The sequence below is a fragment of the Martinezella paranaensis genome (assembly GCF_014200235.1).
GTDB classification, from domain to species: Bacteria; Pseudomonadota; Alphaproteobacteria; order Rhizobiales; family Rhizobiaceae; genus Rhizobium; species Rhizobium paranaense.
The window spans coordinates 22,135-47,397 of the sequence record NZ_JACHBI010000019.1; the positions used below are offsets into that span (position 1 = coordinate 22,135).

Annotated in this window: 20 protein-coding genes; 10 read left to right on the forward strand and 10 right to left on the reverse strand. The window is 58.7% G+C overall.

What is annotated here, in order from left to right:
* Positions 1-43: 43 nt before the first annotated feature.
* The 3 genes from GGD50_RS29020 to GGD50_RS29030 all read right to left on the reverse strand — a co-directional run bounded on the left by GGD50_RS29020 (position 44) and on the right by GGD50_RS29030 (position 2,916).
* Positions 44-1,795, reverse strand: a complete 1,752-nt coding sequence (locus GGD50_RS29020) for a GMC family oxidoreductase (RefSeq protein ID WP_183940665.1) — start codon at positions 1,793-1,795, stop codon at positions 44-46.
* A 116-nt stretch (positions 1,796-1,911) separates the two neighbouring features.
* Positions 1,912-2,226, reverse strand: coding sequence for a YciI family protein (locus GGD50_RS29025; protein ID WP_210318997.1), 315 nt, complete (start codon positions 2,224-2,226; stop codon positions 1,912-1,914).
* A gap of 99 nt (positions 2,227-2,325) precedes the next feature.
* Positions 2,326-2,916 carry a VOC family protein gene (locus tag GGD50_RS29030; RefSeq protein WP_183940667.1) on the reverse strand — a complete coding sequence of 197 codons (591 nt, stop codon included), beginning with the start codon at positions 2,914-2,916 and terminating at the stop codon, positions 2,326-2,328.
* Between the two features lie 1,018 nt (positions 2,917-3,934).
* Here GGD50_RS29030 and GGD50_RS29035 point away from each other — a divergent pair.
* The 6 genes from GGD50_RS29035 to rraA all read left to right on the forward strand — a co-directional run bounded on the left by GGD50_RS29035 (position 3,935) and on the right by rraA (position 10,237).
* A complete protein-coding gene (locus GGD50_RS29035) occupies positions 3,935-5,122 on the forward strand; it encodes an acyl-CoA dehydrogenase family protein (RefSeq protein WP_183940668.1) in 1,188 nt (395 codons plus the stop codon).
* 290 nt (positions 5,123-5,412) lie between these two features.
* Positions 5,413-6,267 carry an ABC transporter ATP-binding protein gene (locus tag GGD50_RS29040; protein ID WP_246451601.1) on the forward strand — a complete coding sequence of 285 codons (855 nt, stop codon included), beginning with the start codon at positions 5,413-5,415 and terminating at the stop codon, positions 6,265-6,267.
* Positions 6,264-7,007: an ABC transporter permease gene (locus GGD50_RS29045; RefSeq protein WP_183940670.1), complete on the forward strand. Its 744-nt coding sequence runs from the start codon at positions 6,264-6,266 to the stop codon at positions 7,005-7,007. The genes GGD50_RS29040 and GGD50_RS29045 overlap by 4 nt, the downstream gene beginning before the upstream one ends.
* Positions 6,995-7,834: an ABC transporter permease gene (locus GGD50_RS29050; RefSeq protein WP_183940672.1), complete on the forward strand. Its 840-nt coding sequence runs from the start codon at positions 6,995-6,997 to the stop codon at positions 7,832-7,834. The genes GGD50_RS29045 and GGD50_RS29050 overlap by 13 nt, the downstream gene beginning before the upstream one ends.
* Positions 7,835-7,944: 110 nt before the next feature.
* On the forward strand, positions 7,945-8,946 hold the full coding sequence (locus GGD50_RS29055; protein WP_183940674.1) for an ABC transporter substrate-binding protein: 1,002 nt from the start codon (positions 7,945-7,947) through the stop codon (positions 8,944-8,946).
* A gap of 787 nt (positions 8,947-9,733) precedes the next feature.
* Positions 9,734-10,237 (forward strand): ribonuclease E activity regulator RraA, encoded by a 504-nt coding sequence (gene rraA / locus GGD50_RS29060; protein WP_183940675.1) that lies wholly within the window; start codon positions 9,734-9,736, stop codon positions 10,235-10,237.
* 325 nt (positions 10,238-10,562) lie between these two features.
* Here the strand turns inward: rraA and GGD50_RS29065 are convergent, their stop codons facing one another.
* Complete coding sequence (locus GGD50_RS29065) at positions 10,563-12,029, reverse strand: methyl-accepting chemotaxis protein (protein ID WP_246451602.1); 1,467 nt, start codon at positions 12,027-12,029, stop codon at positions 10,563-10,565.
* 262 nt (positions 12,030-12,291) lie between these two features.
* On the opposite strand from GGD50_RS29065, the gene GGD50_RS29070 reads away from it, so the two are divergent.
* Both GGD50_RS29070 and GGD50_RS29075 read left to right on the forward strand, forming a co-directional pair.
* Positions 12,292-12,717: a DoxX family protein gene (locus GGD50_RS29070; RefSeq protein ID WP_183940677.1), complete on the forward strand. Its 426-nt coding sequence runs from the start codon at positions 12,292-12,294 to the stop codon at positions 12,715-12,717.
* 31 nt (positions 12,718-12,748) lie between these two features.
* A complete protein-coding gene (locus GGD50_RS29075) occupies positions 12,749-13,321 on the forward strand; it encodes an NADPH-dependent FMN reductase (protein ID WP_246451603.1) in 573 nt (190 codons plus the stop codon).
* A 1,045-nt stretch (positions 13,322-14,366) separates the two neighbouring features.
* Here the strand turns inward: GGD50_RS29075 and mce are convergent.
* The 4 genes from mce to GGD50_RS29095 are packed head-to-tail and all read right to left on the reverse strand — an operon-like array spanning position 14,367 to position 20,476.
* Positions 14,367-14,777 carry a methylmalonyl-CoA epimerase gene (gene mce, locus GGD50_RS29080; RefSeq protein WP_183940679.1) on the reverse strand — a complete coding sequence of 137 codons (411 nt, stop codon included), beginning with the start codon at positions 14,775-14,777 and terminating at the stop codon, positions 14,367-14,369.
* Between the two features lie 13 nt (positions 14,778-14,790).
* Positions 14,791-16,929: a methylmalonyl-CoA mutase gene (scpA, locus tag GGD50_RS29085; RefSeq protein WP_183940681.1), complete on the reverse strand. Its 2,139-nt coding sequence runs from the start codon at positions 16,927-16,929 to the stop codon at positions 14,791-14,793.
* Positions 16,929-18,932, reverse strand: coding sequence for an acetyl-CoA carboxylase biotin carboxylase subunit (locus GGD50_RS29090; protein WP_183940683.1), 2,004 nt, complete (start codon positions 18,930-18,932; stop codon positions 16,929-16,931). The genes scpA and GGD50_RS29090 overlap by 1 nt, the downstream gene beginning before the upstream one ends.
* An 11-nt stretch (positions 18,933-18,943) precedes the next feature.
* Complete coding sequence (locus tag GGD50_RS29095; protein WP_183940685.1) at positions 18,944-20,476, reverse strand: acyl-CoA carboxylase subunit beta; 1,533 nt, start codon at positions 20,474-20,476, stop codon at positions 18,944-18,946.
* Positions 20,477-20,594: 118 nt separating this feature from the next.
* On the opposite strand from GGD50_RS29095, the gene GGD50_RS29100 reads away from it, so the two are divergent.
* Positions 20,595-22,007 carry a helix-turn-helix domain-containing protein gene (locus GGD50_RS29100; protein WP_183940687.1) on the forward strand — a complete coding sequence of 471 codons (1,413 nt, stop codon included), beginning with the start codon at positions 20,595-20,597 and terminating at the stop codon, positions 22,005-22,007.
* A gap of 512 nt (positions 22,008-22,519) precedes the next feature.
* Here GGD50_RS29100 and GGD50_RS29105 read toward each other — a convergent pair.
* A complete protein-coding gene (locus GGD50_RS29105) occupies positions 22,520-23,164 on the reverse strand; it encodes a TetR/AcrR family transcriptional regulator (RefSeq protein ID WP_183940689.1) in 645 nt (214 codons plus the stop codon).
* 66 nt (positions 23,165-23,230) lie between these two features.
* Between GGD50_RS29105 and GGD50_RS29110 the strand changes: the two genes are divergently transcribed.
* Positions 23,231-24,394 carry a serine hydrolase domain-containing protein gene (locus tag GGD50_RS29110; RefSeq protein ID WP_183940691.1) on the forward strand — a complete coding sequence of 388 codons (1,164 nt, stop codon included), beginning with the start codon at positions 23,231-23,233 and terminating at the stop codon, positions 24,392-24,394.
* A gap of 42 nt (positions 24,395-24,436) precedes the next feature.
* On the opposite strand, the gene GGD50_RS29115 is transcribed toward GGD50_RS29110, so the two are convergent.
* On the reverse strand, positions 24,437-24,907 hold the full coding sequence (locus tag GGD50_RS29115) for an Lrp/AsnC family transcriptional regulator (protein WP_183940693.1): 471 nt from the start codon (positions 24,905-24,907) through the stop codon (positions 24,437-24,439).
* Positions 24,908-25,263 lie beyond the last annotated feature (356 nt).

Genomic DNA, 25,263 nt, shown 5'->3' on the forward strand with positions numbered 1-25,263 from the left:
AAGATTGTTCGCTGCGGGGCGCCCGGTCATGGCCTGTCCACGTCTAACCGGCTCTTTCGAGAAGCTCGGCGAGACGTTCGCCGATGAAGACGCATGTGGCCATCGTGGCGCATGCAGGGATTCGTGGCATGATCGAACTGTCGGCAATGCGAAGTTTGCCGACGCCGTTGACGCGCAACTCGGCATCGACAACCGCGCCGGGGTCGGCGCCCATTCGACAGGTCCCGCTCGGATGACTGTAGGTCGTTACCCCATCGCGCGCGAAATTTGCGAGCTCTTCGCCTTTGAGCTCCTTGCCCGGGGCGATCTCCCGCACGGCAAATGGCTTCATCGCTTCCGAATTGCCGATCTGACGGCACAACGCAATGCTTCGTTCAAGCGCTGCGAGGTCGTCGGGATGAGAGAGGTAATTTGCCTCGATAACGGGGCGATCTTTGGGATTGCTGGTCTTCAACAGGACGCGACCGCGGCTTTTCGGCACCATAAGGCCGGCGCATAGCGCCAAGCTTTTCGGTGTCGGGCCAAAGGCTTTGGCAATCGCTCCACTCGCATAGGGGAGTTCGACCTGGACAAGACTAATGTCAGGTCTGTCGAGTGTGGGGTCGCTTTTGAGATAGCCGAGAACCTCCGCACCGCTGTTTTGATGTTCCATCTGCTGCGGTGCGTCCCACAGGCAGGACCCGTGCAGAATATGGTCCTGGAGGTTCATCCCGACCTCAGGCAAGTGGACGGCCGGCTCAATTCCGACAGACTTCAGATAATCCTGATCGCCTATGCCGCTGAGCATGAGCAACTGCGGTGTACTGAAGGCGCCGCCGCACAATATGACCTCGCGGTCCGCCGCGACTGTCCGCCGCTGACCCTCATGCGTGAATTCGACCCCGGTGGCGATGCCTTTATCGAGGGCAATTCGATCCACATGAGCATTTGTTAGAAGCGTCACATTTGCCTGGGCAAGGACAGGGTAGAGATAGGATTTTGCCATGTTCTGGCGCTGGCCGTCCCGTATGATCTGCTCCGTCAGGGCAAAGCCTTCGCCGGTCTCCTCGCGCACGCCGTTCAAACTACTGTTGATCGGTAGCCCAAGGGCGCGACAGGCATCGAGCATCGCGAGTGCAAGCGGTGACGGATCGTGCGCGGTCTGGCACCAGACGGGGCCGCCCCGGCCGCGGTACCGCTCGCTCGGTACACCTTGCCAGTTTTCGATGCGGCGGAAGGTTGAAAGCGCGGACTCGTAGCTCCATCGCCTGTCTTGTGTCACCTCAGCCCAATAGTCGAAATCACTCTTGAAGGGGCGGGCCCAGATCGTTGCATTAATACTGCTGCCGCCGCCCAACAGCTTCCCCGTATGAATCACCACGCGTTGATTGTTGACATCAGCGGAAGGTTCGGAGGCGTCGCCCCAGTCGCGTTCGGTGCCCAGATTGGTGAACCACAGTCGCGGATCGAGAACTGATGGAGCGTCGTCCCAGCCTCCCGCTTCTATCAGGAGAACGCTTTTGCTTCCGTCGGCTGCCAGTTTGCCCACCAGGGCACAGGCCGCGCTACCCGCACCGCAGACAACGTAGTCGTAGTTGCCAGCAAGTGACCGGACTTGAGAGGCTTGATTGGTCTTGATTTCCTCCAGTGTCTGGGCGACGGACTTGACCCGAGACGCTGAGAGAAAGCCCAGAGCGAGAGAAGTCGCAATGAAGCGGCGACGACCAATCGTCCCCCGCAGAAACGCCGACTCTAGTTGATCCTGCCGCGCAGCGAGTTCATCTGTCGGAGTACAGTTCTGTCTATCCTGTTTCATGACACGCTCCCTCCCAAAGAACGCCGTAGACCTGTCTGCCTGTCATCATGGACGTCGGCCGTCCAACCGGCGTCCAACAGCGGCTCACGCCAAAGCGCAGCGCGAAGCTGTCCCTCCTATAGGGACGGAAACAATTGGCCGAGTTCGTCGCACGCGCGTGACGCGTGGAACTTGAGAATCTCGTAAGTGGCCATCGAATGCTGGTGGAATGGGTCTTCCTTCATCAATTGCTCCAGTTCTTGCCGGCTTACGCCCGAAGCGACCACCACACCGGGATCGCCATCCGCGCCACGTCCGGAAACAAGAAAAATACCGCGCGCGTACCCTGATGCGATGAATTCGCGATGGGCCTCCAAGTGTTTCATCACCGCTTCCACTGGCTGCGTATATCGCACGAGCACGACGAATATCGGCGCATCGATGGTCTTCATTGCTCAACTCGCTTTCTGTCTGGATGCCCTGTGCGGGAAGCGACGCTCGACGGGCCGACCTTGCTGGTTCGATCCCGCCGATGTCGCGCCGTCTCGTTACTATCGGTTGTTGGGCCAGTTGTGCATGAGCTCTTTCCAGCGAATGAAGCCGACACCCGGGGCGCCCATCATCTTTGTCTTTTCGACCGGATATTCGTCCCAGGTGCAGAACTCGAGCTTGTGGCCTTCCGGAGAGCGGAAGTAGACCGAGACGACATCGATATCGCGATGGGCCATCGGCCCGAAGAAGGGGATGCCCTCGTTCTTCAGTCGCTCGATGTTCGCATCGAGCCCTTCGACGCTTGTCCGGAAGGCCCAATGAGGAGCAATGTTCGGATCGTCGGCCTGTGGGGTGGATGGACCTGTTTCCGCCGTGATTTGCAGGAGAGTGCGGCCGATCCGGACAAAAAGGTGCGGCTTTCGGTTCGTTCCCTTGTCGTAGTCGTCAAAGCCAGCATAGTAATAAGGTTCACCTCCGAGGAACTCCCGGATAAACTGCTCCATCATAACGATGTCTGTCACCGGCAGCGCAATATGATCGACGCCCCAGAGCCCGAAGGCGTTGTCGCTCTTGTCTTCGCGGCCACCATGACGGGGGTTGATGTTCATCAGGTGGCCGGTATCGGGCCGCGCCTGTTCTGTCTTAAGCATTTGTTCTTTCTCCTATTGTGGTGCTGTACATCCCTTTGCATGGTGCGGGATCAGCACCGGACTTAGTATCGCCGCTCGCGGGAGTACCTCTCCGCACCTTGATGAAGCGGGACAAAGGTGTTTTTCCACATGACCGAGAAAGATCGACTGTTCCTGTAAGCCCTTACTCGGGGAGAAACAGCGACTTGATCTGAGTCTTCTGTCGATCGATGCCGCGGAGAGTGGAATAGACGAGGTCGTCTGGAAGATCCTGGCGGCAAAAAAGAACGTGCCCAGAAAAATCGATAACGGGAGCGTTTTCCTCCAGGCCGCGTAGCAAACGCCGAGGAATGACCGCACGGCGTATACGGTACCTGGTCTCCGTTCGAGCCAGGATATCCACCAAAACCAAGGATTCCTGGACCAGAGACAGCCATCTCCCGCAGCCAGGTCGGCGACGTCAACGCGATGTGATGCCCCTCGTCAACAAGTCGGGGAACAGCATGCAAGTTTCCGGATGCATATTGTTGGGAAGCCGCTGAACCGGCCCGCGAGAAACCAAAGTAGCCAAGGACGGCCGGATCGACCGTGCCGCCGTATTTCGAAAAGTTCGCTCCTGCACCCAACAACCTGATCGCGACGGGACCGTTGGTGAAATCCAGCATCATTCTTCCTCCCGGCGGACGGACAGGCATTCTGAACGCCTGCTCGGCCGAATCTGCTTTCTCAGCTCTCCCCCGCCTATTAAAATGATATATGACCGCTTTTCAATTTTGTCCACTTTTTTATGCGACCCACCAGATTCTCGTCAGCCCTCGACCACAGGTTCTCAGAGGTGGAAGATCACCTCATATGAATAACTATTCATATAAAACAGTCGTTTAGTGGAAACCTCTTTGTGGCGTCGAGTCTAGTTATCGTCCTACCGGAGGCGCACGGATTTCGCCAGCCGACGAAACAGAGCCGCCAAAAAGCGAAGAAATAAAAATGGACAAATAACAAAATTAATGAAATAGGAATGTGCAGGAGGATATTCATGATGCACTCAAACATTAAGAAGACCCAAGAGCTGGTGAATGCGGCCTCGGCTTTGGTCCCGTATCTCCGGGAGACCGCCCTTGATACGGAGAGGGCACGACGCGTTCCTGAGGAGACCATAGGTCGTCTGCGGGATGCCGGGCTCCTTGAAATTCTCGTGCCGCGCCAGTTTGGTGGTCATGAGGCCGACCTGACCACGGCGGCGCGGGTCATTACAGAACTCGGCCGCGGCTGCGGTTCCACCGCTTGGGTCTACGGGGTCGCAGCATCGCAGAACTGGATTGCTGCCACTTTCGATCTCGAGGCGCAGAAAGAAGTTTGGGCTCGGGGTGCGAGAACCGTGATTTCCGCCACCTATGGGATCAATCCCAAGGTACAATCGGCCACACGGGTCGATGCCGGGTTCCGGTTGTCTGGGCGCTGGGGATTTGCCAGCGGCTGTGACCACGCCGATTGGCATCTCGCGCAATTCCTTGCTCCTGCGGACGGAGAAAAACCTCCGGTCGCCCATTTCGCACTTGTGCCGCGCAGTGATTTTTCGATCGAAGACGACTGGTATGTCATGGGTCTCGTTGGGACCGGCAGCAAGACGGTCTCCCTCGACGACGTCTTCGTGCCGGCACACAGGACGCTTGCCTACCCATTGATGAATAGCGGCAAGACCCCCGGTTCGGCTGCCAACGCCAATCCAATGTACGCTTTGCCCTTGATGTCCGCGACGCCTGTCGGCATTGCAGCAACGCTGCCTGGCATCGCCCGTGGCGCGCTCGAGGTCCTGATCTCCACGGCCGCCGCCGGCGACCGGGACTCGGCGCGCGGCAAGTTCAGTGACCATGTTTTGGCTCACGCCTGGATCGGTGAAGCGCTGGCGGATATCGAGGCTGCAGAGCTTGCGATCTTTACAAGCATGGATGTGCTGACAGCAGCAGCGCATGCGGGCAGGCAGCCGACGGTCGAAGAGCGAATAAGGATCCGCCGAAATTTTGCCTTCTCAACTCGGATGTCGACTGAAGCTGCCGAACTTGTCCTGAAATGCACGGGTGCGGCGGCCACCTCGCTGAGCCATCAGACGCAGCGCGCATGGCGGGACATCAATGCTGCGGCCAGACATATCGGATTGAACTGGGAGACCTACGCGACCCAGTCCGGCCGGCACGCGCTTGGAATGGAGCCCTCTGGCCTATTCTGAAAATGATATCGTCCGATGAGGTTGAGGCGGAACCCGACGGTCGTGCTCATCAACCTTGGCAAGCCGCAAGTTTCAGTCTAAAATCGGACGAAATACAAATTTGTGCCACAGGACAAAACGCGGAGAGTTTTGTTCTATGAGCGCCCGTCGTCGGACCTGACCAGTCTTCGCATAGCGTGGCGCGGGAAAATGCAGCAGGCCCATTTGGCTGGCACAGGTCGTTCTGCCAGCAAAAGCGCCAAAAATCGGAGGATTTTTGGCTTACGCGTTGAACAGCAGCGGAGGAATGCATGCTTCACACACTCAACGAATCGCGTTCGGCGGGGCCACCGCAGCCGATGATTTCTTCCCCGCCCGCTCTTACCAGCGTCGATATCAGGGATCTGAAATATATCTACGCGCCGGCAAACAAACGGCCAGTCACCGCGCTGGAAAACGTCTCGCTGGAGGTAAAGGCCGGGGAATTTATCTCGTTGCTTGGCCCTTCGGGCTGCGGCAAGTCAACTCTTCTCTACCTTATCGGAGGTTTTCTTCCGATCGTCGAAGGCACCATCTCCGTCGACGGGAAGCAGATTGCCGGCCCGGGTCCGGACCGGGGCATCGTTTTTCAGAGTTTTGCATTGTTCCCCTGGCTAACCGTGTTGCAGAACGTCGCCTACGGCCTGCGCAAGCAGGGCATGTCAAAGGCCAATGCCGAAGACAACGCGCGTAGTTTCGTGAAGCTTGTCGGGCTTGAAGGTTTCGAAGACAGTTTCCCTTCGCATTTGTCTGGCGGCATGAAGCAGAGGGCTGCGATTGCACGGACCTTGGCAATCGATCCCAAGATCCTCCTGATGGATGAACCCTTCGGCGCGCTGGATGCACAAACTCGAAGTCTGATGCAGGACGAGTTGCTTGCGATATGGAGGCGCTCACCAAAGACCGTCATATTCGTCACCCACGACGTCCATGAGGCGGCCTATCTCTCCCAGCGGGTTGTTGTGATGTCGGCGCGGCCGGGCCGCATCAAGACAATCGTGTCGTGCGATTTCGATCGCTCCGACCCGGCATTTGTGCGCAGTACTCAGTTTGTTGAGAAGGTTGACGAGCTCCAGCGTCTGGTGCGTGCTGAAGCCAAGCGGGCTGAGGATGCCATCGGCCGATGAGACACGCGATAGTTCACTATTCTCCTCTGCTGATCGTCGCCCTGCTGTGGGAGATAACGCCACGTCTGGGTATCGTTTCGGCCAATATCCTTCCGCCACTCAGCGCGGTTGCCATCTCATGGGCGCAGTTGCTGGGCGAGGGAGAGCTCGTTTCCAACGGCCTGGCATCGCTCACCCGCGCAGGCGCTGGGCTGGCGTTTGCTATTCTGTTCGGTGGCACGCTCGGGATCCTTATGGCGTGGTGGCGCCCCCTTAATGCCACCGTCGGCCCTCTGGTGCATATCTTTTATCCGGTTCCAAAGTCGGCGCTCATTCCCGTGACCGCGATTTGGCTCGGATTCGGGGACGCCTCGAAGATCCTGCTCGTCTTCATGGGTTGCTTGCTGCCGGTCATGCTTGGTGCGTTCAACGGAGCCCGCTCGACCGAATCCGCGCTTGTCTGGTCCGCTCGCAGCATGGGCGCGTCAAAATTCGGTGTGCTTCGTGATGTGGTCGCGCAGAGCGCGCTTCCGGAACTCCTGAACGGCATCCGCACGGCGCTGGCTCTTTCGTTCGTCTTGCTCGTTGCCGGCGAACTGATCTCGGCCAGCAACGGGCTGGGTTATCTGATCGGTCTGTACGGGTCGGCCGGGGCCAATGATGCAATGTATGCGGTCATCGTGTCGGTCGCCGCCCTTGGATTCCTGTTCGACCGCCTCTTTCAGACATTTTCGAAGAGAGTACTGGCATGGCAACAATAGAGGACGTCAAAAACGATTCCCGACGAGGCCAGGGTGCCCGCAACGCGATGATATTGCGGGCGGCAGCCGTCGGTCAAAGCTGGATTGGCCTTGTGTCACTCGCCCTCGTCTGGGAACTCTTCGCGCGAAGCGGGCTGGTGACGCCCTTTCAGCTTCCGACTCTCACATCGGTTCTTGGAACGATCTACACCTCCGCGCTTTCAGGCGAATTGTGGCAGAGCGTCCAGCTGACGCTTTATCGCACAATGTCGGGGTTTCTGATAGCAAGCACGCTTGGCATCGCTCTCGGCGTCCTTATGGCTCGGAACCGAACCATCCGCTGGTTTTTTGATCCCCTCATCTCGATCATGTTTCCAGTGCCAAAGATCGTGTTCCTCCCTATCGTCATTCTGTGGCTGGGGTTCGGTGACACCACGAAAATTTTCATGATCGTCATCGACGCGTTTCTTCCGGTTCTAACCGCGACCATTGCTGCCACAAGCACCGTGCAGCGCGATCTCGTCTGGTCAGCAAAGAGCATGGGCGCAAGCCGGACCGAACTGGTTCGGGAAGTCTTGCTGCCGGCGTCGATGCCCCAAATCCTGACCGGCTTGCAGGTGGCCCTGCCCTTATCCCTCATCATCTGCATCGTGACGGAGATGCTAACCGCGGGGGGCGGTCTCGGTGCCGACATGATCAACGCCTCGCGCTTTTCCAATTCGAAGGCGCTATTCGCCGGAATCGTCGAGGTTGCTGTCGTTGGCTTTGTCCTGATCAAGCTTCTTGCCGTTGCCCGGAAACATTTGCTGCGCTGGCATCCAGAGACGGCGCCCCCGGCAACCGTCTAGCGAAACTCTGGTCCGACGGGTGGGGTAGGACACCGCCGGACCGCGGAACATAACGGTGGCGTACCGCCGATTTGGGGGCAGCGAGGCCTCAACAACCAGGGAGGAATGCAATGAAACTATTGTCGAAGATCGCGCTCATGGTCGGACTGACGACCATGTTGCACATGCCAGCAGCCGCAGAGCCTGTGACAATCAAGCTTTCCTGGGTCGTGCCAGTGACAAGCTGGGGCTCGATCGTGCTGGAAAAGAAGGACCTGATGCGAAATCTGGGCAAGACCTACAATCTTGAGGTCGCGCGCTTTCGTGGCACATCCGAGGCGCTTCAAGGGCTCGCCTCGGGCGACCTCGACATTGCAGACATTTCTGCCGGCGGGCTCGCGACCGCATATGAAAACGGAGTAACCGATATCAGTATTATAGCCGATGAGCTACAAGACGGCGTGAACGGCTATTATTCCACCGAGTTCCTGGTGCGGGACGACAGCAACATCCGTTCGGTGGCGGACCTCAAAGGCAAAATCATAGCAGTGAGTGCTATCGGGAGCGCGAACGACCTGATGTTGCGCGCCATGCTGCACAAGAACAAGATCAGCGATAAAGATGTAACGATTATTGAGGCGGCACCTGCAACCATGGGCGAGATGCTGAAGAGCGGAAAAGCCCATGCGTTCTCCGCGATACGGCCGTTCTCAGCCCAGGCTGCGTTCCGGGAGGGAAATCGCGTCCTTTTTACCGGGAAAGACGGGATGGGTGAAAGCGATCTCATCGTCTGGGTAGCCAAGAAAAGCTTCGTTGAAGAAAACCGGGCGGCGCTCGTCGATTTCATGGCCGACATGCAGCGCGTCGCATACTGGTTTTCCGACCCTGCCAATCACGCGGAAGTGGAGAAGATCGCCGCATCCGCGACGAAGCTCCCGGTCGAGTTCTGGAAAGGTTGGGTGTTCACGAAGCAGGATTACTACCGCAATCCTGATATGATGCCGAATGCTGCCGCGTTGCAGGCCAGCTTCGATCTGATGCAGCAGCTCGGATTTACCAAGGGCGCCATCAAGGTTTCGGACGTGCTCGACCCGACTATCGTCGAAGAAGCATCGAAACGACCGCGTAACTGACGAGGCGGAGGTAATGGCGCAATGTCTCTAATCGCTGTGCCATTACCAGCCGGCCGGGCCGTGCTCGGGCACGCCGGATCCATCCCATAACCAGATTTGGCCCAAGTCCCTTTGGCAGGTTATCTATGAGGTCTCCGCAAGATGAAAAAAACAAACAAGATCGAGCAGGCTGCTCGTGAGTTGGAAGATGTTATACGCCGGCAGACAAGGCCGGCCCCAGTAGGACCCGAGACGGCGAAGCGACCTGTGCAGAGGAACTTCCTGGGACTAATGCGACAAGGGATTGAGCTTACGGGAAGTCTCATCAGAGACGCACTCCGGGGCTCGGCAACCTTCTATGCAGGTTTTGATTGCGCCGCCGCAATACTTGGTGATTACCACGCGATGTCCGAGGATGGCGACAGAAAAATGCTCGATGACGAGCAGTGAAGCGAAGGCTTATCGTGCTTTTCCACTCGGGAAGCGGCAGTACGATGAGGCTTGCTCAAGCGCATGCCGATGGAGCGAGGCACACTTTGTCGAATCGACCTGCGACATGTGCCGGAATTGACGGCTGAAGCAGAGATCGCTGGCGCAACCTCTTACTGGCCAAGCTTCCACTCAATCCGGAAATACCACGTAGCTCAACCTGAAGAACCCGCCGGACACGATGTCGTCAGCATGGGGCGCCGACGCGCCTCGGTTCGATGTCGGCACAAATGAAATTCGTCATCGACCGGCTGGGTCCGAAGTGGGAGAGGAGCGACTTGCACAATAAGTCGACAGGGTGAACCCAAGGATAGCAGACATGTTCAATACGGCAGACATCTACGACAAGCACCATGAACGGCTGCAGGTGTGCAGCCTTCAGTTTCACAATTTCGGAAATCAAGTTTGCTTTTCTGGCAAAGCAGCGACTTTGCGTGTTTTCGAAGATCACACGCCCGTTCTCAAGGCCGTTTCCGAGGCCGGTGACCAGCGTGTGCTCGTCGTCGATGCCGCCGGGTCCACGCGCGTCGGTGTGATGGGGGACCGGCTTGCCGCAATCGCCGTTGCGAACGGATGGGCGGGTGTCATCATACACGGCGTTATTCGCGACAGCGCCGCGATAGGTTCATTGGCGATCGGTGTGAAAGCTCTTGGGGCAACAGCCCGAAGAAGCTTTCAGCCGACACCCGGTGAGTTCGGCGTCGCTCTCAGCTTCGGCGAAGTGACAATCGCCCCTGGCGATTGGATTTATGCAGACGTCGACGCGATCCTGATCGCAGCAGGACCGCTCGAGTTCTCTTCGGACGAGGAGAAAGCGGAGTAGGTACTGCCGAATTCCCCTTGGCACGGGTCCGGCTCTGACGGCGCCATCACTGCCGCCGAAACCGCTCAACGATCGATAGTTGGCTTTGGAACGGCAACTTTGCATCTCTACCAAGATGCCAGAAACCGGCACCGAGCGGCGGGACCGTGTGTGCGTGTGTGTGTCCAACGGCAAATCCCGTCAACGATCTCGGGGGTCTTGGGCTTGAACCGCGAGCTTTGCCAGCATTCCTGCCGCACAGTATAAGCTTGGTAGCGCTCTACCTCTTCCTCTGATTTGGCGCTGAGGACCGGGGCTGCGTCGGTAAAGGCGTAGCGGCCATGGCCTAAGCGACCCGGTAGAGATTTCCGGCCTGCCGGGGTGCTTCGTCGGCGAGATTGAACCGAGCTATCAGATCTCTCAGTCTCCTGGCCTCTTCCGACAGGGCAAAGGACGCCCGATTGGACTGCTCAACCATCGCCGCGTTTTCCTGTGTCGTCTGGTCCATCGAGTTCACAGCCTTGCTGACTTCGACAAGCCCTATTGACTGTTCCCGCGCCGATGTCGCGATCGACTCCATATGCCCGTTCATTTCAAGGATGAAGGAGCCAATAGCTTTCAGCGCTTCGGCAGTGCCGCGCACCAGTTTAACCCCGCTTTCGACTTCAGACGACGAATTCTGGATTAGGCCCTTGATTTCCTTGGCGGCCTGGGCCGCCCTTTGGGCCAGCTCGCGCACCTCCTGTGCAACCACTGCAAAGCCCTTACCCGCCTCGCCGGCACGGGCTGCCTCCACGCCGGCATTCAGTGCGAGAAGATTTGTCTGAAAGGCAATCTCGTCGATCACGCCGATAATGTTTGATATCTGCTGCGATGAACTCTCGATTTTTCTCATCGCGTCTTCGGCATGGGACACGACATCAGCTGATTTCGCCGCCGAATCGTTTGCCCGTCTGGCGACGGCTCTTGCTTCTTCCGTCCGTTTGGTCGAGTTCGCGACGTTCGACGCGATCTCTTCAACCGCCGCGGCGGTCTCTTCCAAAGATGCCGCCTGCTGCTCCGTTCGTCTGGAAAGATCCTGCGCGGCGGTCGCTATCTCCCTGGTGCCCACGTCGACATTGGCAGCCGCATCTCTAATAGAGCCGAGCGTCGCGCCCAGCTTGGACAGGGACTGATTGAAGTCACTTTTCAACAGTTCCGATCGCGGAGGGAAAGCCCTTGAGATGACATACGTTACATCGCCGGCCGCAAGTGCTGCTACCGCGTCACGTAGCGCCGCAATAACGCCTTGATCCTCTTCGGCGATCTTCCTGGCGCTTTGCTCGAGAAGGACCTGTTCATCAATCAGGGTAAGCGAGCCGCAAGCGCGCACGGTAGTACCGTCCGCCTGGTAGCGGCACCCCCCGGTCGCACGAAACCATCGATAGGAGCCGTCGCGGACCTTCAGCCGATACGCCACATTGTAGCGCGATTTCCCCGTCCTGTCTTGCAGGTGGCCACCGAATGCGGCGAAAGTGGGCCCGATGTCATCAGGGTGCAGGCGGTCAGACCACGATGCCATCTCATTGGGGAACTCCGCCTGCGTTTCATAGCCCAATAACCGCCGGAACTCCGCAGACCAAACCCATCTAGCATCTTTGTGAGTAGCATCCGCTTCTGGCAAGTATGCTTCCCATAATCCAATGCCACAGGCTTCATCCAGCAGAGCTGCCCGTTCATTCACAGCTGCGAGTTCCTCCCGGCTGCACTTCAGTTCCTTCTTCAAGCGACCGCCCAGCATCGATTTCCCCGAGATAAATGACACGACAAGCATAAATGTATCTTGTCTTATTTAATAAAATGCGAAGTTTCACCGTGCTGGTCATTAGACACGCACAGATAAGCGATCTGGCGCTGTCGAACTGACCCGGAATCCACGGCCACGACTGCAGAAACTGGGCCAGACACAGCTTGATAGACGTCCTAAAAATGATATACGTTACATTTTGTTACCGGCCGATGTTCTGCCACGAGCAGAGAGACGGACGATGGCGGTTGGCTCGCAGCTTTCCTAAAATCACACGCGGAGACTGAGAATGACAAAAAAGCTTTATTGGGTGAGTACGCCACTCCTCGCATTGATGTATCTCGGGGCGGGGATCTTCTACCTGACCAATATCTCTGGGGTCCAACAGATGTGGGAGCATCTTGGGTTCCCGGCTTATCTCGTGCCCATTATGGCAGTGGTCAAGATCACGGCCGCCGTCGTCATTCTGTGGAGGCCTCTGACCGGGCTAACAGATTTTACCTACGCGGGAATGTTCTTCCACCTGTGTCTGGCTGTTTCTGCACACATCAATGCGGGCGACGGCGGGTTTGCACCGGCATTGGTTGGAATCGCGCTCGTGATCCTGTCCTTCTTCACCCAGAACGCGGGCCGAAAAAAACCGTCGCCTTACGGGCGGTTGCCCGGGGTTGCTGACGTATCCCCAGAACCGGCCCGCCAGAATAATTCGATTTGATACGGCGTCTTGGAAATCCTCGAGCCACCATATGCAGGAGACCTTCATGACTACTCACGTAGCCGTCCTTGTCGGCAGCCTTCGCAAGGCATCCGTTACCCGCACGCTATCGCGTGCGCTCGCGGAGCTTGCTCCGGAAGGACTGCAACTGTCTGCTGTCGAAATCGGCGAAATGCAATTCTATAATCCGGATCTCGACGAGACATCCCCACCCGCCTCGTGGCAAGCCTTTCGGGATCGCATCAGAGGATCCGATGGCGTCTTGTTCGTAACGCCTGAGTACAACCGGTCTGTTCCCGCGGTGCTCAAAAATGCGCTTGATGTTGGGTCACGGCCAGGCGGCAAGAATGTATGGGCCGGAAAGCCCGCGGCGGTGATTTCTGCCTCACGGGGAGCATTGGGAGGTTTCGGCGCAAATCACCACCTGCGGCAGTCGTTGGTTTGCCTGGACGTCCCGGTACTGCAGCAACCGGAAGCCTATCTGGGCGATGCCTACAACCTCTTCGATGATGACGGAAAGCTCGCCAATGAGACGACGTCGGCGTTTCTCTCAACCTTTATGGAAAAGTTCGCCGCCTGGATTGCCACTAACCGCCGAACCTGAGGGGCTTGCCTTCGGTGACATTCGACTTGCAGTCGCCATCCGCCTTTCGGGGCTGGGCGCGCTAGAGGACTTACGACGGGCTGCGAATGCCGGTCCCGGTCGGTGCCGGTCGATACATGTCGGCGAGAACCGTCATGGGTGTTAGTGTTTAACAAAAAGCGAGTCCGGTTCCTGTTCTAATCGGGCGTCAGCAACCGACCCTTAGTCTTTCAGTAGGCCAGCCTCTGAAGACCAAGGGGCCCGCATGATTGCAGTTATGACTTGTCTGGCGTGCTGCCGCGCGAACGGAAACCTTCCCAAGATTGAGGGGCGGTTTCCGCGAACGTCATGACAACGGCTTCTGAGCTGGTTGATAGCTCCGGTCCAATTCTCGAGATGGTATGTGTGCGAAACTTACCCTTCGCGAAGAATGAGGATGTCGATCCCACCCGGTCGAAACCCCAGCCGGCGTGAGGAACGCCGAAAGGCTCCCCGGCCGGGGTATCGACCTGCTTATGGACAGCCTGATGTCAGGGTCCTTTCCTGGGATGGCCGCCAGTCATATTGTCTGCAACATTCGATACCCAGCCGCATCCCGCCTTGTCGGTCCAAGCCCGGAGGGCAGCAATATGATCCGTACCGGCCAGTTTAATTGTCGCCGCCAGATACGGATGGCCGCGTAGATTTCATCTCCTGCCGCCAGATGACAATCTTCGCGACGGTTACGTATCGTGAAGACGAAGCGACCAGCGACAGCTGTCGACTTCTTCTCCTGGAGCCCTCGACAAAAAGCTACGGTGGCTTCGACCGGGTGTCACCCTAAACTTTCGTGAGGAAGAGTTGTCTTCGCGGCCAGACAGCGGCGGTCCCGGAAGGCCGCGTCCGGCGCAAAAGGTCCCGCTCGACCGCTCCCGAGCCGCTAGAGCAAAGTTTTCGGGTTCCCGGCGGCGTCGATGCATTGGTGCCCGCTCCAAGCCGATCGGACGCGTTGCTCCATTGGACGGTCGCCCCTTCGCGGTATGAAGGCTTTCCACGACGAGGCGTTCTCCCGTTCCTGTATTCAGCCTTATGCCGGTGAAACCTGTTCAAGCTCGTAAAGCACACCGCCCATATCCTTCGGGTGCAGGAAAAGAACGGGGTTGCCATGCGCGCCGATCTTCGGCTCCCCATCACCCAGAATACGAACGCCCTTTTTGACGAGATCGTCGCGAACCACGAAAATATCCGGCACCTCAAAGCAGAGATGGTGTGTGCCGCCGCCCAGATTTCTGTCGAGAAAAGCGGCGATCGGCGAATTTTCGCCGAGCGGATAAAGAAGCTCGATCTTGGTATTTTCAGCCTGAACGAAAACCACCGTCACACCATGTTCTGGCAGTCGTTGCGGCGCTGAAACCTCTGCGCCCAATAGCCTGTAGCGGGCAATGGCGGCATCGAGATCGGGCACCGCGATGGCGACGTGATTCAGTCTTCCGAACATGAATGTCGCTCCCTTACATGTTCCGCCTGACGCCTTCGAGCAGGTCGATGACCTTGTTGGCCGCATCCATGACATTGGTGCCGGGCCCGAAAATCGCCGAGACACCGTGGTCGAGCAGGAACTGGTAATCCTGGCGCGGAATGACCCCGCCGACGACGACGATGATGTCCTCCGCACCCTTTTGTTTCAGCGCCTCGACAAGTTGCGGCGCGAGTGTCTTGTGGCCGGCGGCAAGCGACGACATGCCGACCACATGCACCTTGTTCTGCACGGCGAGATCGGCCGCCTCAACCGGAGTCTGAAACAAGGGGCCGGCCAGCACATCAAAGCCGAGATCCCCAAAGGCAGAGGCAATGACCTTGGCGCCTCGATCATGCCCGTCCTGCCCGAGCTTGGCGACCATGATACGCGGCTTGGTGCCGATCCTTCCAGCCACACCTGAAAGGCGGGCGGCAAGCGTGGCAAGTTCCGGCTCGTCCTTATAGGCTTCGCCATATATGTCGCTTACCACCTCCGGCACGGCGGCGTGGTCGCCGAAGGCGGCACGCAGCGCATCGGAAATCTCTCCGACCGTGGCGCGTGCGCGTGCGGCGGCAACGGCGGCTTCGAGAATATTGCCCTTGCCGCTGCGGGCCACCTGCGAAAGCTCCTCCAGAGCCGGGTCGACCTCCTTGCCATCGCGGCGGCGGCGCGTTTCTTCGATGCGGCGGATTTGCGCGGCGCGCACGGCGGCATTGTCGATATCGAGAACATCGATATCTTCCTCGTTTTCCAGACGGTAACGGTTGACGCCGACGATAATCTCCTCGCCCTTGTCCACCGCCGCCTGGCGGCGCGTTGCGGCCTCCTCGATCAGCCGTTTCGGCAGGCCTTCCGCCACGGCCTTGGTCATGCCGCCAAGCGCTTCCACCTCCTCGATCAGCGCCCAGGCCTTTTCAGCCAGTTCGCTCGTCAGGCTTTCGACATAATAGGAGCCGGCCAGGGGATCGACCACCTTGGTGACCCCGGTTTCATGCTGGAGGATGAGCTGAGTATTGCGAGCGATGCGGGCGGAAAATTCCGTCGGCAGCGCGATCGCCTCGTCGAAGGAATTGGTGTGCAGCGACTGCGTGCCGCCGAGCACCGCGGACATGGCCTCGAAGGCGGTGCGAACGATGTTGTTATAGGGGTCCTGCTCCTGCAGCGAGACGCCGGAGGTCTGGCAATGGGTGCGCAGCATCAGCGAGGATGCCTTCTTCGGCTCGAACTCCTCCATGATCTTCGTCCAGAGCAGCCGGGCGGCACGCAGCTTGGCCGCCTCCATGAAGAAATTCATGCCGATGGCGAAGAAGAACGACAGGCGGCCGGCGAAATCATCGACATTCAGCCCCTTCGCCAAAGCAGCCCGCACATATTCGCGACCGTCCGCAAGGGTAAAGGCAAGTTCCTGCACGAGCGTCGCGCCCGCTTCCTGCATGTGATAGCCGGAAATGGAAATGGAGTTGAATCTCGGCATCTCTTTTGCCGTATATTCGATGATGTCGGCAATGATCCGCATCGAGGGTTCAGGCGGATAGATATAGGTGTTGCGGACCATGAACTCCTTGAGGATATCGTTCTGAATGGTGCCGGAAAGCGCAGCGCGCGGAATGCCCTGCTCCTCCCCCGCAACGATGAAACTGGCGAGCACGGGAATGACCGCGCCATTCATGGTCATCGACACCGAGACTTTTTCGAGCGGAATGCAGTCGAACAGGATTTTCATGTCCTCGACGCTGTCAATCGCCACCCCCGCCTTGCCGACATCGCCCTCCACGCGCGGATGATCGCTGTCATAACCGCGATGGGTGGCGAGATCGAAGGCGACGGAAACGCCCTGCTGGCCGGCGGCGAGTGCCTTGCGGTAGAAGGCGTTGGAGGTTTCGGCGGTGGAGAAGCCCGCATATTGGCGGATGGTCCAGGGACGTCCGGCATACATGGTCGCGCGCGGGCCGCGCGTGAACGGCGCAAAACCCGGCAGGCTGTTCAGATGCGAAGTATCTTGCAGATCGTCAGCGGTGTAGAGCGGCTTAACCTCGATACCTTCGGGCGTATTCCAGACGAGTGTTTCCGGTGAACGCTTCAGCTCCTTTTCGGCAAGCGCCTGCCAATCGGCAATCTTGGCATCCGACATCACTCAAACTCCATGATCACTTCATCCACCGCCAGGCTTTGGCCCGCCTCAACCTTCACCGCCTTGACCACTGCCCTCTTCTCGGCTTTCAGCAGGTTCTCCATCTTCATAGCCTCGACCGTCGCCAGCGATTGTCCAACTTCGACCGTGTCGCCTTCCCTGACCAGCACCTGAGTGATGACGCCTGGCATCGGGCAGAGCAGCTTTTTCGACGTGTCGGCCGACTGCTTGATCGGCATGTACTGGGATAGATCGAACAGGCGCGGTGTCATCGCGCGGTAGATCATGTCGATGCCGCGGAAACGAAGGCGCCATCCGGTGGAGGCGCGCGAGATCTTAACGCTTGATGCTTCACCATTGATTGTGAACGAGGCGAGCGTTTTGCCCGGTTGCCAGTCGCTTGTGACTGTGTGATTGACGCCGTCGCCATAGCGGATGTCGGTGGTGCCGGTCCCGCATGTCACGGTCTGCGGCCAGGAGTGGTCGCCGCCGACGGCAACGAAGTCGATGCCCAGTTTACGCGTGTGGTTGGCGAGCGTGCCTGAAATCTGTGCGCGGCGTGCTTCCTGAACGAGGTGAACATAGGTCGCAATAGAGGCGAGCTGGCGGGCCTGATCGTTGTCTGGCGTGACACCGTGGAAACCTTCCGGCCACTCCTCGGCGATAAAGGCCGTGGTGATGTTGCCGGACTGGAACCGCGGATGTGCCATGACGGCTGAGAGAAAGGGCAGGTTGTGGCCGATGCCCTCGACCTCGAAGCAATCGAGCGCCTCGGCCATCGCCTCAATCGACCGCGTCCGGTCGGGGGCCCAGGTGCACAGTTTAGCGATCATCGGGTCGTAATACATCGAGATCTCGCCGCCTTCGTACACGCCGGTATCATTGCGGACCACGATGCCGTCATGCTGTGGGCCTTCTTTAGGGGGACGATAGCGGGTCAGCCGGCCAATCGATGGCAGGAAGCCGCGATAGGGGTCCTCTGCATAGAGGCGGCTTTCCATCGCCCAGCCATTGAGCTTGACGTCGGACTGGGCGATCGCGAGTTTCTCGCCATCGGCGACGCGGATCATCTGCTCCACGAGGTCGATACCGGTGATGAGCTCGGTCACGGGATGCTCGACCTGCAGGCGGGTGTTCATCTCGAGGAAATAGAAATTGCGCGTGCCGTCGACGATGAATTCGACCGTGCCGGCCGAGAAATAGCCGACGGCCTTGGCGAGCTGGACAGCCTGCTCACCCATCGCCTTGCGAGTGGCTTCGTCGAGGAAGGAGGACGGGGCCTCTTCAACGACCTTCTGGTTGCGACGCTGGATCGAGCATTCCCGTTCGCCGAGATAGATCATATTGCCATGCTGGTCGCCCAGCACCTGGATCTCAATATGGCGCGGCTGATCGACGAACTTTTCGATGAAGATGCGGTCGTCACCGAAGGAAGACCTCGCCTCGTTCTTCGACGCCTGGAAACCTTCACGGGCCTCCTGGTCGTTCCACGCGATGCGCATGCCCTTGCCGCCGCCGCCAGCCGAAGCCTTGATCATGACGGGATAGCCAATGCGGGCCGAGATCCTTACGGCCTCTTCGGCATCCGCGATCAGGCCCATATGACCCGGCACCGTGGAGACGCCGGCTTTGGCCGCAATCTTCTTGGACGTGATCTTGTCGCCCATGGCTTCGATGGCGCCGACCGGCGGGCCGATGAAGATCACGCCTTCTTGGCTCAAGCGCTCGGCAAACGCGCGGTTTTCCGACAGGAAGCCATAGCCGGGATGGACGGCGTCGGCGCAGGTCTGCCTGATGGCGTCGACGACGCGATCGATGACGAGATAGGACTGGGCCGAGGGGGCAGCGCCTATATGAACGGCCTCGTCGGCCATGCGGACATGCATCGCTTCGCGGTCGGCGTCGGAATAGACGGCCACCGTCTTGATGCCCATGGCGCGGGCGGTGCGGATGACGCGGACTGCGATCTCACCTCTGTTGGCGATGAGAATTTTTGTAATCATGTGATTTTGCCTTACAGGGGAATGGTGTCGTGTTTGCGCCAGTAGGTTTCCGACCGCTTGGTGCGAAGCATGGCAAACGCCCGCGCGATGCGTTTGCGCGATGAACGCGGCATGATCACCTCGTCGATGAAGCCGCGTTCCGCCGCGACGAAGGGATTGGCGAAGCGGTCTTCGTATTCCTTGGTTCGCGCCGCGATCTTTTCCGGATTCTTGAGCTCTGAGCGGTAGAGGATTTCTGCCGCGCCCTTGGCGCCCATCACCGCGATCTCGGCGGTGGGCCAGGCGTAGTTGACGTCGGCGCCGATATGCTTGGAGGCCATGACATCATAGGCGCCGCCATAGGCTTTCCGCGTGATCAGCGTGACCATGGGTACGGTCGCCTGGCTATAGGCGAAGAGCAGCTTGGCGCCATGCTTGATGATGCCGTTATATTCCTGGGCGGTGCCGGGCAGGAAGCCGGGGACGTCAACGAGCGTCAATATCGGGATGTTGAAGGCGTTGCAAAAGCGGACGAATTTTGCGCCCTTGCGTGATGAGTCGATGTCGAGGCAACCGGCGAGAACCATCGGTTGGTTGGCAACGACGCCGACGCTCTGGCCCTCCATGCGGATGAAGCCGGTCAGGATGTTACGGGCGAAACCTTCCGAGATCTCGTAGAATTCGCTCTCATCGGCCAGCGCCAGGATCAATTCGCGCATGTCGTAGGGCTTGTTGGCGCTGTCAGGGATCAGCGTGTCGAGCCGCTCCTCCAGTCGGTCGGGGTGGTCGAAGAAGGGGCGGACAGGCGGCTTGTCGCGGTTGTTGAGCGGTAGGTAGTCGAAGAGGTCGCGGATGCGCAGCAAGGCCTCGATGTCGTTGTCGAAGGCGCCGTCGGCGACGGAGGACTTGGTCGTGTGGGTCCTGGCGCCGCCCAAATCTTCGGCGGTGACGATCTCGTTGGTGACGGTCTTCACCACGTCGGGGCCGGTGACGAACATATACGAGCTGTCTCGCACCATGAAGGTGAAGTCGGTCATGGCGGGAGAATAGACCGCGCCCCCGGCGCAGGGGCCCATGATCACAGAGATCTGCGGGATGACGCCTGAGACTTCGGCGTTGCGGCGGAACACCTCGGCATAACCCGCGAGCGAGTCAACGCCTTCCTGGATACGGGCGCCGCCGGAATCGTTCAAACCGATCACGGGGGCGCCGTTACGGGCAGCCATATCCATGATCTTGCACATCTTTTGCGCATGGGTTTCGGAGAGGGAGCCGCCGAGGACGGTGAAATCCTGGGAGAAAACGTAAACGAGACGGCCGTTGATCGTGCCCCAGCCAGTCACAACGCCGTCGCCGGGCACCTTGTTCTCGGCCATGCCGAAATCGGTGGCCCGGTGGGTGACATACATGTCGTATTCCTCGAAGGACCCTTCGTCGAGAAGCACGTCGAGGCGTTCGCGCGCCGTCAGCTTTCCCTTGGAATGCTGGGCGGCGATGCGGGCTGCGCCACCGCCAAGCCGCGCGGCGTGGCGGCGAGCTTCGAGTTGATCGAGGATTTCTCGCATGTAGTCACTCCTTGGTATCGTCTTCGCAATACACGCCGTTGTTTGGTTGCAAAACGTTGGAAGATGTGCGCATGTACAAACTGCAAAAAATGACTTTGCTTTTTGTGAATTTGTGAAAATGGCGGTGGGAAAGCTCTATATCGGGCGCAAAGTGCGCGACTTGCGCCTTGCGAACCAGGCAACGCAGCAACAATTTGCTGAGCGCTTGGGTATATCGGTGAGCTACCTCAATCAGATCGAGAGCAACCAAAGGCCGGTGTCAGCCACCGTTCTGCTTGCCCTGGCGGACAAGTTCAAGATCGATCTATCCGATCTCAGCGGCGCTGAGGGCGACCGATTGCTTTCGGCACTGGCAGAGGCGCTTACGGATCCGTTGTTCAATTCTCAGGCAATAAGTCACCAGGAACTGAAAATGGTGGTGCATAACGCGCCCGGCATTGCGCATGCGCTGATTGCAGCGCACCAAGCCTACCGGCATAACTCTGAGCGCCTGGCAAGTATTGATGACACACTTGGTCGCGCCTCAGCCATTGTCGAGCACACCCCATACGAGGAAGTGCGAGATTTCTTTCATTTCATGGACAACTATATCCATGAGATCGACGTGTTGGCTGAAAGGATCGCAGACGAGATCGGCATCGGCGATCAGGACACGCATGCCGCCTTATGCGCTCATCTCGAAAACCGGTTTGATATTCGCATCAATCGGTCCACTGACGCTAGAGATCTCATCAGAGACTTCGACGAGGAGCGCCGGTTATTAACCCTCTCGCCATATCTTATTCCCGCTACGCGTGATTTCCAGATTGCGCTTCAGATTGCACAACTTGCGGGCGATGAAATCATCAATCAGCTTCTTGATAAAGCAGCCTTTCGCAGCAGCGAGGCGACCGAAATCTGCCGCATGGGTCTTCACAACTATTTCGCCGGTGCGCTCGTTCTGCCCTATGGTCGGTTCATGACAGCCGCGCGAGAAGTGCGCCACGATCTTGATCTTCTGTCAGCGAGGTTCGGAGCAAGTATTGAGCAAGTTTGCCATCGGCTATCGACCTTGCAACGACCCGGTCAAAAAGGCGTACCGATTTTCTTCGCGCGCATCGATCGCGCCGGCAACATCACCAAGCGGCACAGCGCAGCAAAACTGCAGTTCGCCCGCTTTGGCGCCGCCTGCCCGCTTTGGAACGCCCATAGGGCCTTCGAGGCACCCGGGCAGGTGATCCGCCAATTGGCCGAAACCGCTGACGGGGTGCGGTACCTTTGTATCGCGACACAGGTTACCAAGGGCGACCGAGGATTTCATACTCCCCGCCAACATTATGCGCTCGCGCTCGGCTGTGAAATTTCCTATGCAGATCAGTTTGTCTATGCAGACGATATGGACATCGGGAATCGCACAGCGTTTGATCCCATCGGCATCTCATGCCGAATTTGCGAGCGGGCGAACTGCGTGGGTCGTGCCGTTCCACCTTTGAAGAGCCGCTTGGTAATAGACCACCGCAAACGTGGCCGCTTGCCGTACCACATTGGCTGATACTCGTCGCTTTGACCGGAGGCGTTTGTGGCGGGGAGGCGCGGAAAATGGGTAAAGCACGTCTTTGAGTTGTCGGTCCAGGACCGGACTCCGCCTAACCTCTCGTAGGTTTGGTCCTCCGACGATGGGATGAGCGGCCGACAGCGAACGGCCGCAAAGCAGACGGTGCGCTCACCCGACAGATCGACCGTTGCGTTCTCCAGAAAGACCCTAATCGGCATATAAGGAAAGCATTTGGCGAAACTGAGAAGATCGGCGTCGGCGTCGCTTTCAGAATGTGATTCTTCCGCATTGGTCCGGAGGTCCGCCCCGAGTGAGCGGGAGACTACGTACTGCCCAGAGGATGACAACGTCGGCGTTTGCTGCGATCGTCACCGTCGGCATAGACGGTGAATTGGCACCATTCGACGGCCTGATACGAAAAGTTAAACTGCCGCCCTCCGCTACCACCGCGAGCGGATCTGTCTGGGAAGTCGGTGACGCCCAGCAGCAATTCATTCTTCACGGGCAGATCAATGTGGACGGTGACGATCGAGCTCGCTGACTGCGTGTTTGACCAAGTCCATCAGTTCCTCCGTTGTCGCCCCGTCGCGGGCCTGAACAGACATGCCCTGAACGATACTTCCGAGAAATCGGGCGAGCGAACCTGCATTCGTATCCGCGCGCAGATGTCCTGCGCGGATTCCGAGTTCGATGCGTGCCTTGAAGACCTCGAGCGTACGCTGGCGAAGCGTGGAGACGTAATAGACGATGTCCTCGTTCTCCGAGGCGCAGGTCAGGGCTGCGGTTGAGATCATGCAGCCCTTGGGATGGTCCGGCGATGTGAAGGATCTAGCCGAGTTCTGCAGGAAGCGTTCGAAGGCGGCGACCGTGTCGACCGGCTCCGGCAACGGATTTCCCGAATCCGGCCGTGGCATGCGCCGGTATTGATCGAGCGCTTCTCGATAGAGGTCTGCCTTGGACCGGAATGCCGCATAGAGGCTTTGCGGAGTTATGCCCATGGACGCTGTCAGATCGGCAATCGACGAGCCATCATAGCCATGCTCCCAGAATACATCCCGCGCCGCGGCAAGAACCGTCTCGCGATCGAAAGCCGGCGGTCGGCCGCGCTTGCGGGAGGCGCCTTCCGGTTCAGTCTTATTTTTCACAATGATCACTCTAGAAATAGAAGTTGTTTCGCGCTAATCAGGAACGGTCATTGTGATTATAGAAGGTCCGATCGAATGAGTCTTCCCCTTGGAGCCGAAACACCGGCCGGTACGCTTGCCCGCGCCATTGATGATGTCATTGACCATACCCTCGCGCAAAATCGGCTAGTAGGCACGGTCGTGCTCGTTTCTCACAAAGGCACTATCGCCTATAGACGTGCCGCTGGTCTCGCGGATCGGGAAACCGGCCATGCAATGACGGAGGACGCTATCTTCCGCCTCGCATCCGTCACGAAGCCGATCGTCGCCGTCGCCGCGATGCGGCTTTACGAGCAGGGCCGCATCGGACTGGACGACCACGTAACGAAATGGCTTCCGGATTTTCGTCCGCAGCTTGCAGATGGTTCCGAGCCCGTAATCCGCATCCGTGACCTCCTCACACATATGTCCGGCCTCAGCTATGGCTTCCTGGAGGAAAACGGACCTTATGTTCGCGCCGGCGTTTCCGATGGCCTTGCCGAGCCCGGCCTGTCGCTTGACGAAAACCTGGCCCGCCTCGCAGCCCAGAAGCTTGTCTTCGCGCCCGGCACGAACTGGCGGTATTCGCTGTCGATGGATGTTCTCGGCGGCGTCATCGAGAAGGAGACCGGTGTGCAGCTAGGCGAGGCCATCGACACGCTAGTCACAGGGCCGCTTGGGTTGCGGGATACCGCATTCAACGTCGTCGATCGTGAACGGCTGGCGGCAGCCTACGCGGATGGAAAGACCAAGCCACGGCGCATGGAAGCGGAAACCTTTGTCACCGCACTGACCGGCTCGGTCAAATTCGCCCCGGATCGCATTTTCGATCTCAACTCCTATCATTCCGGGGGCGCCGGCATGGCGGGAACCGCTCAGGACGTACTGGCCATTCTGGAGACGGTCCGCAAGGGTGGCTCGCCGCTTCTGTCCCGGCAAACGGTGGACCTGATGACGCGTGACCAGACCGGCGGGCTGCGCCAGTCCCTCGATCCCGGCATCGGCTTCGGTTTCGGATGGGCCGTGATCACAGATCCGGTCGCAGCACAGGCGCCGTGGTCAAAAGGGACCTATCGCTGGGGCGGCGTCTATGGCCATAACTGGTTCGTAGATCCGGTCAGGGAACTAACCGTCGTAGCGCTTACTAATACGGCAATGGAGGGCATGTGGGGTCGGTTCACCGTCGAGTTGCGCGATGCCATCTACGGCGCTCTGCGGTAGCGGCGGACACATTGCATGTTCCGGCTTCACGCCGGAACATGCCTAGCCGATCGGCAGGACCTCGGAGCGCTTGACCTGTCGAAGGGCAAGGCTGGTTTCTATCGACGCTATGCCCTCCAGACGGGCCAACTTCGTTGTCAGGAAGTGGTCATAGGCCTGCAGATCCCTTGGGACGATGCGCATCAGGTAGTCGCGCTGACCGGTCATAAGATAGCAGTCGACCACTTCTGGCCAGGCCGAAACCGCTGCAGCGAAGCGTTCCAGGTTCTGTTCGACCTGCCTCTCGAGCCTGATCGATACGAACGCACTGATCGGGAGTCCGACCGCATCCTGATCGATCACCGCGGTGTAGCCCTTGATGATGCCAGCGTCTTCCAGCAGGCGAACCCGGCGGGCCGTGGGAGAGGCCGACAAGCCTACTTTGTCGGCGAGATCGCCCATAAGGATCTTTCCGTCGGACTGGAGAACACGGATTATCTTCTTTCCAATGGCATCAAGATCAGTGGCTGACATTTGACAATACCCCCTCAAAATTCCTGTTGCAGCGCGCATCGAGTCGCGCAATGATCCGGTGGTTAGGCCGGCAAGATCGGCGTAGACCTGATCGCCATTCGCGAACGCCCCCGAAACCGTCGGAGGACTGCTCGTCTTACGTCGACTGCCAAGCGCTCATGCGGACACTCCGGGTGCCTCAGTCCAGGATCGAGCATGGAAATGCCTGACAGCCGCTGTCTCAACGTGCAGCCAGTTTTCCGGGCTCGAAACAGGCTTGGCGGCGCAACCTCCGGATGCGCAAAACCCGAAGTCCGTCAGAAGCGTTGTTGAAAATGTCGCCGGTGCATAATGTTGCCGTGTCAGTCATCCGGCGG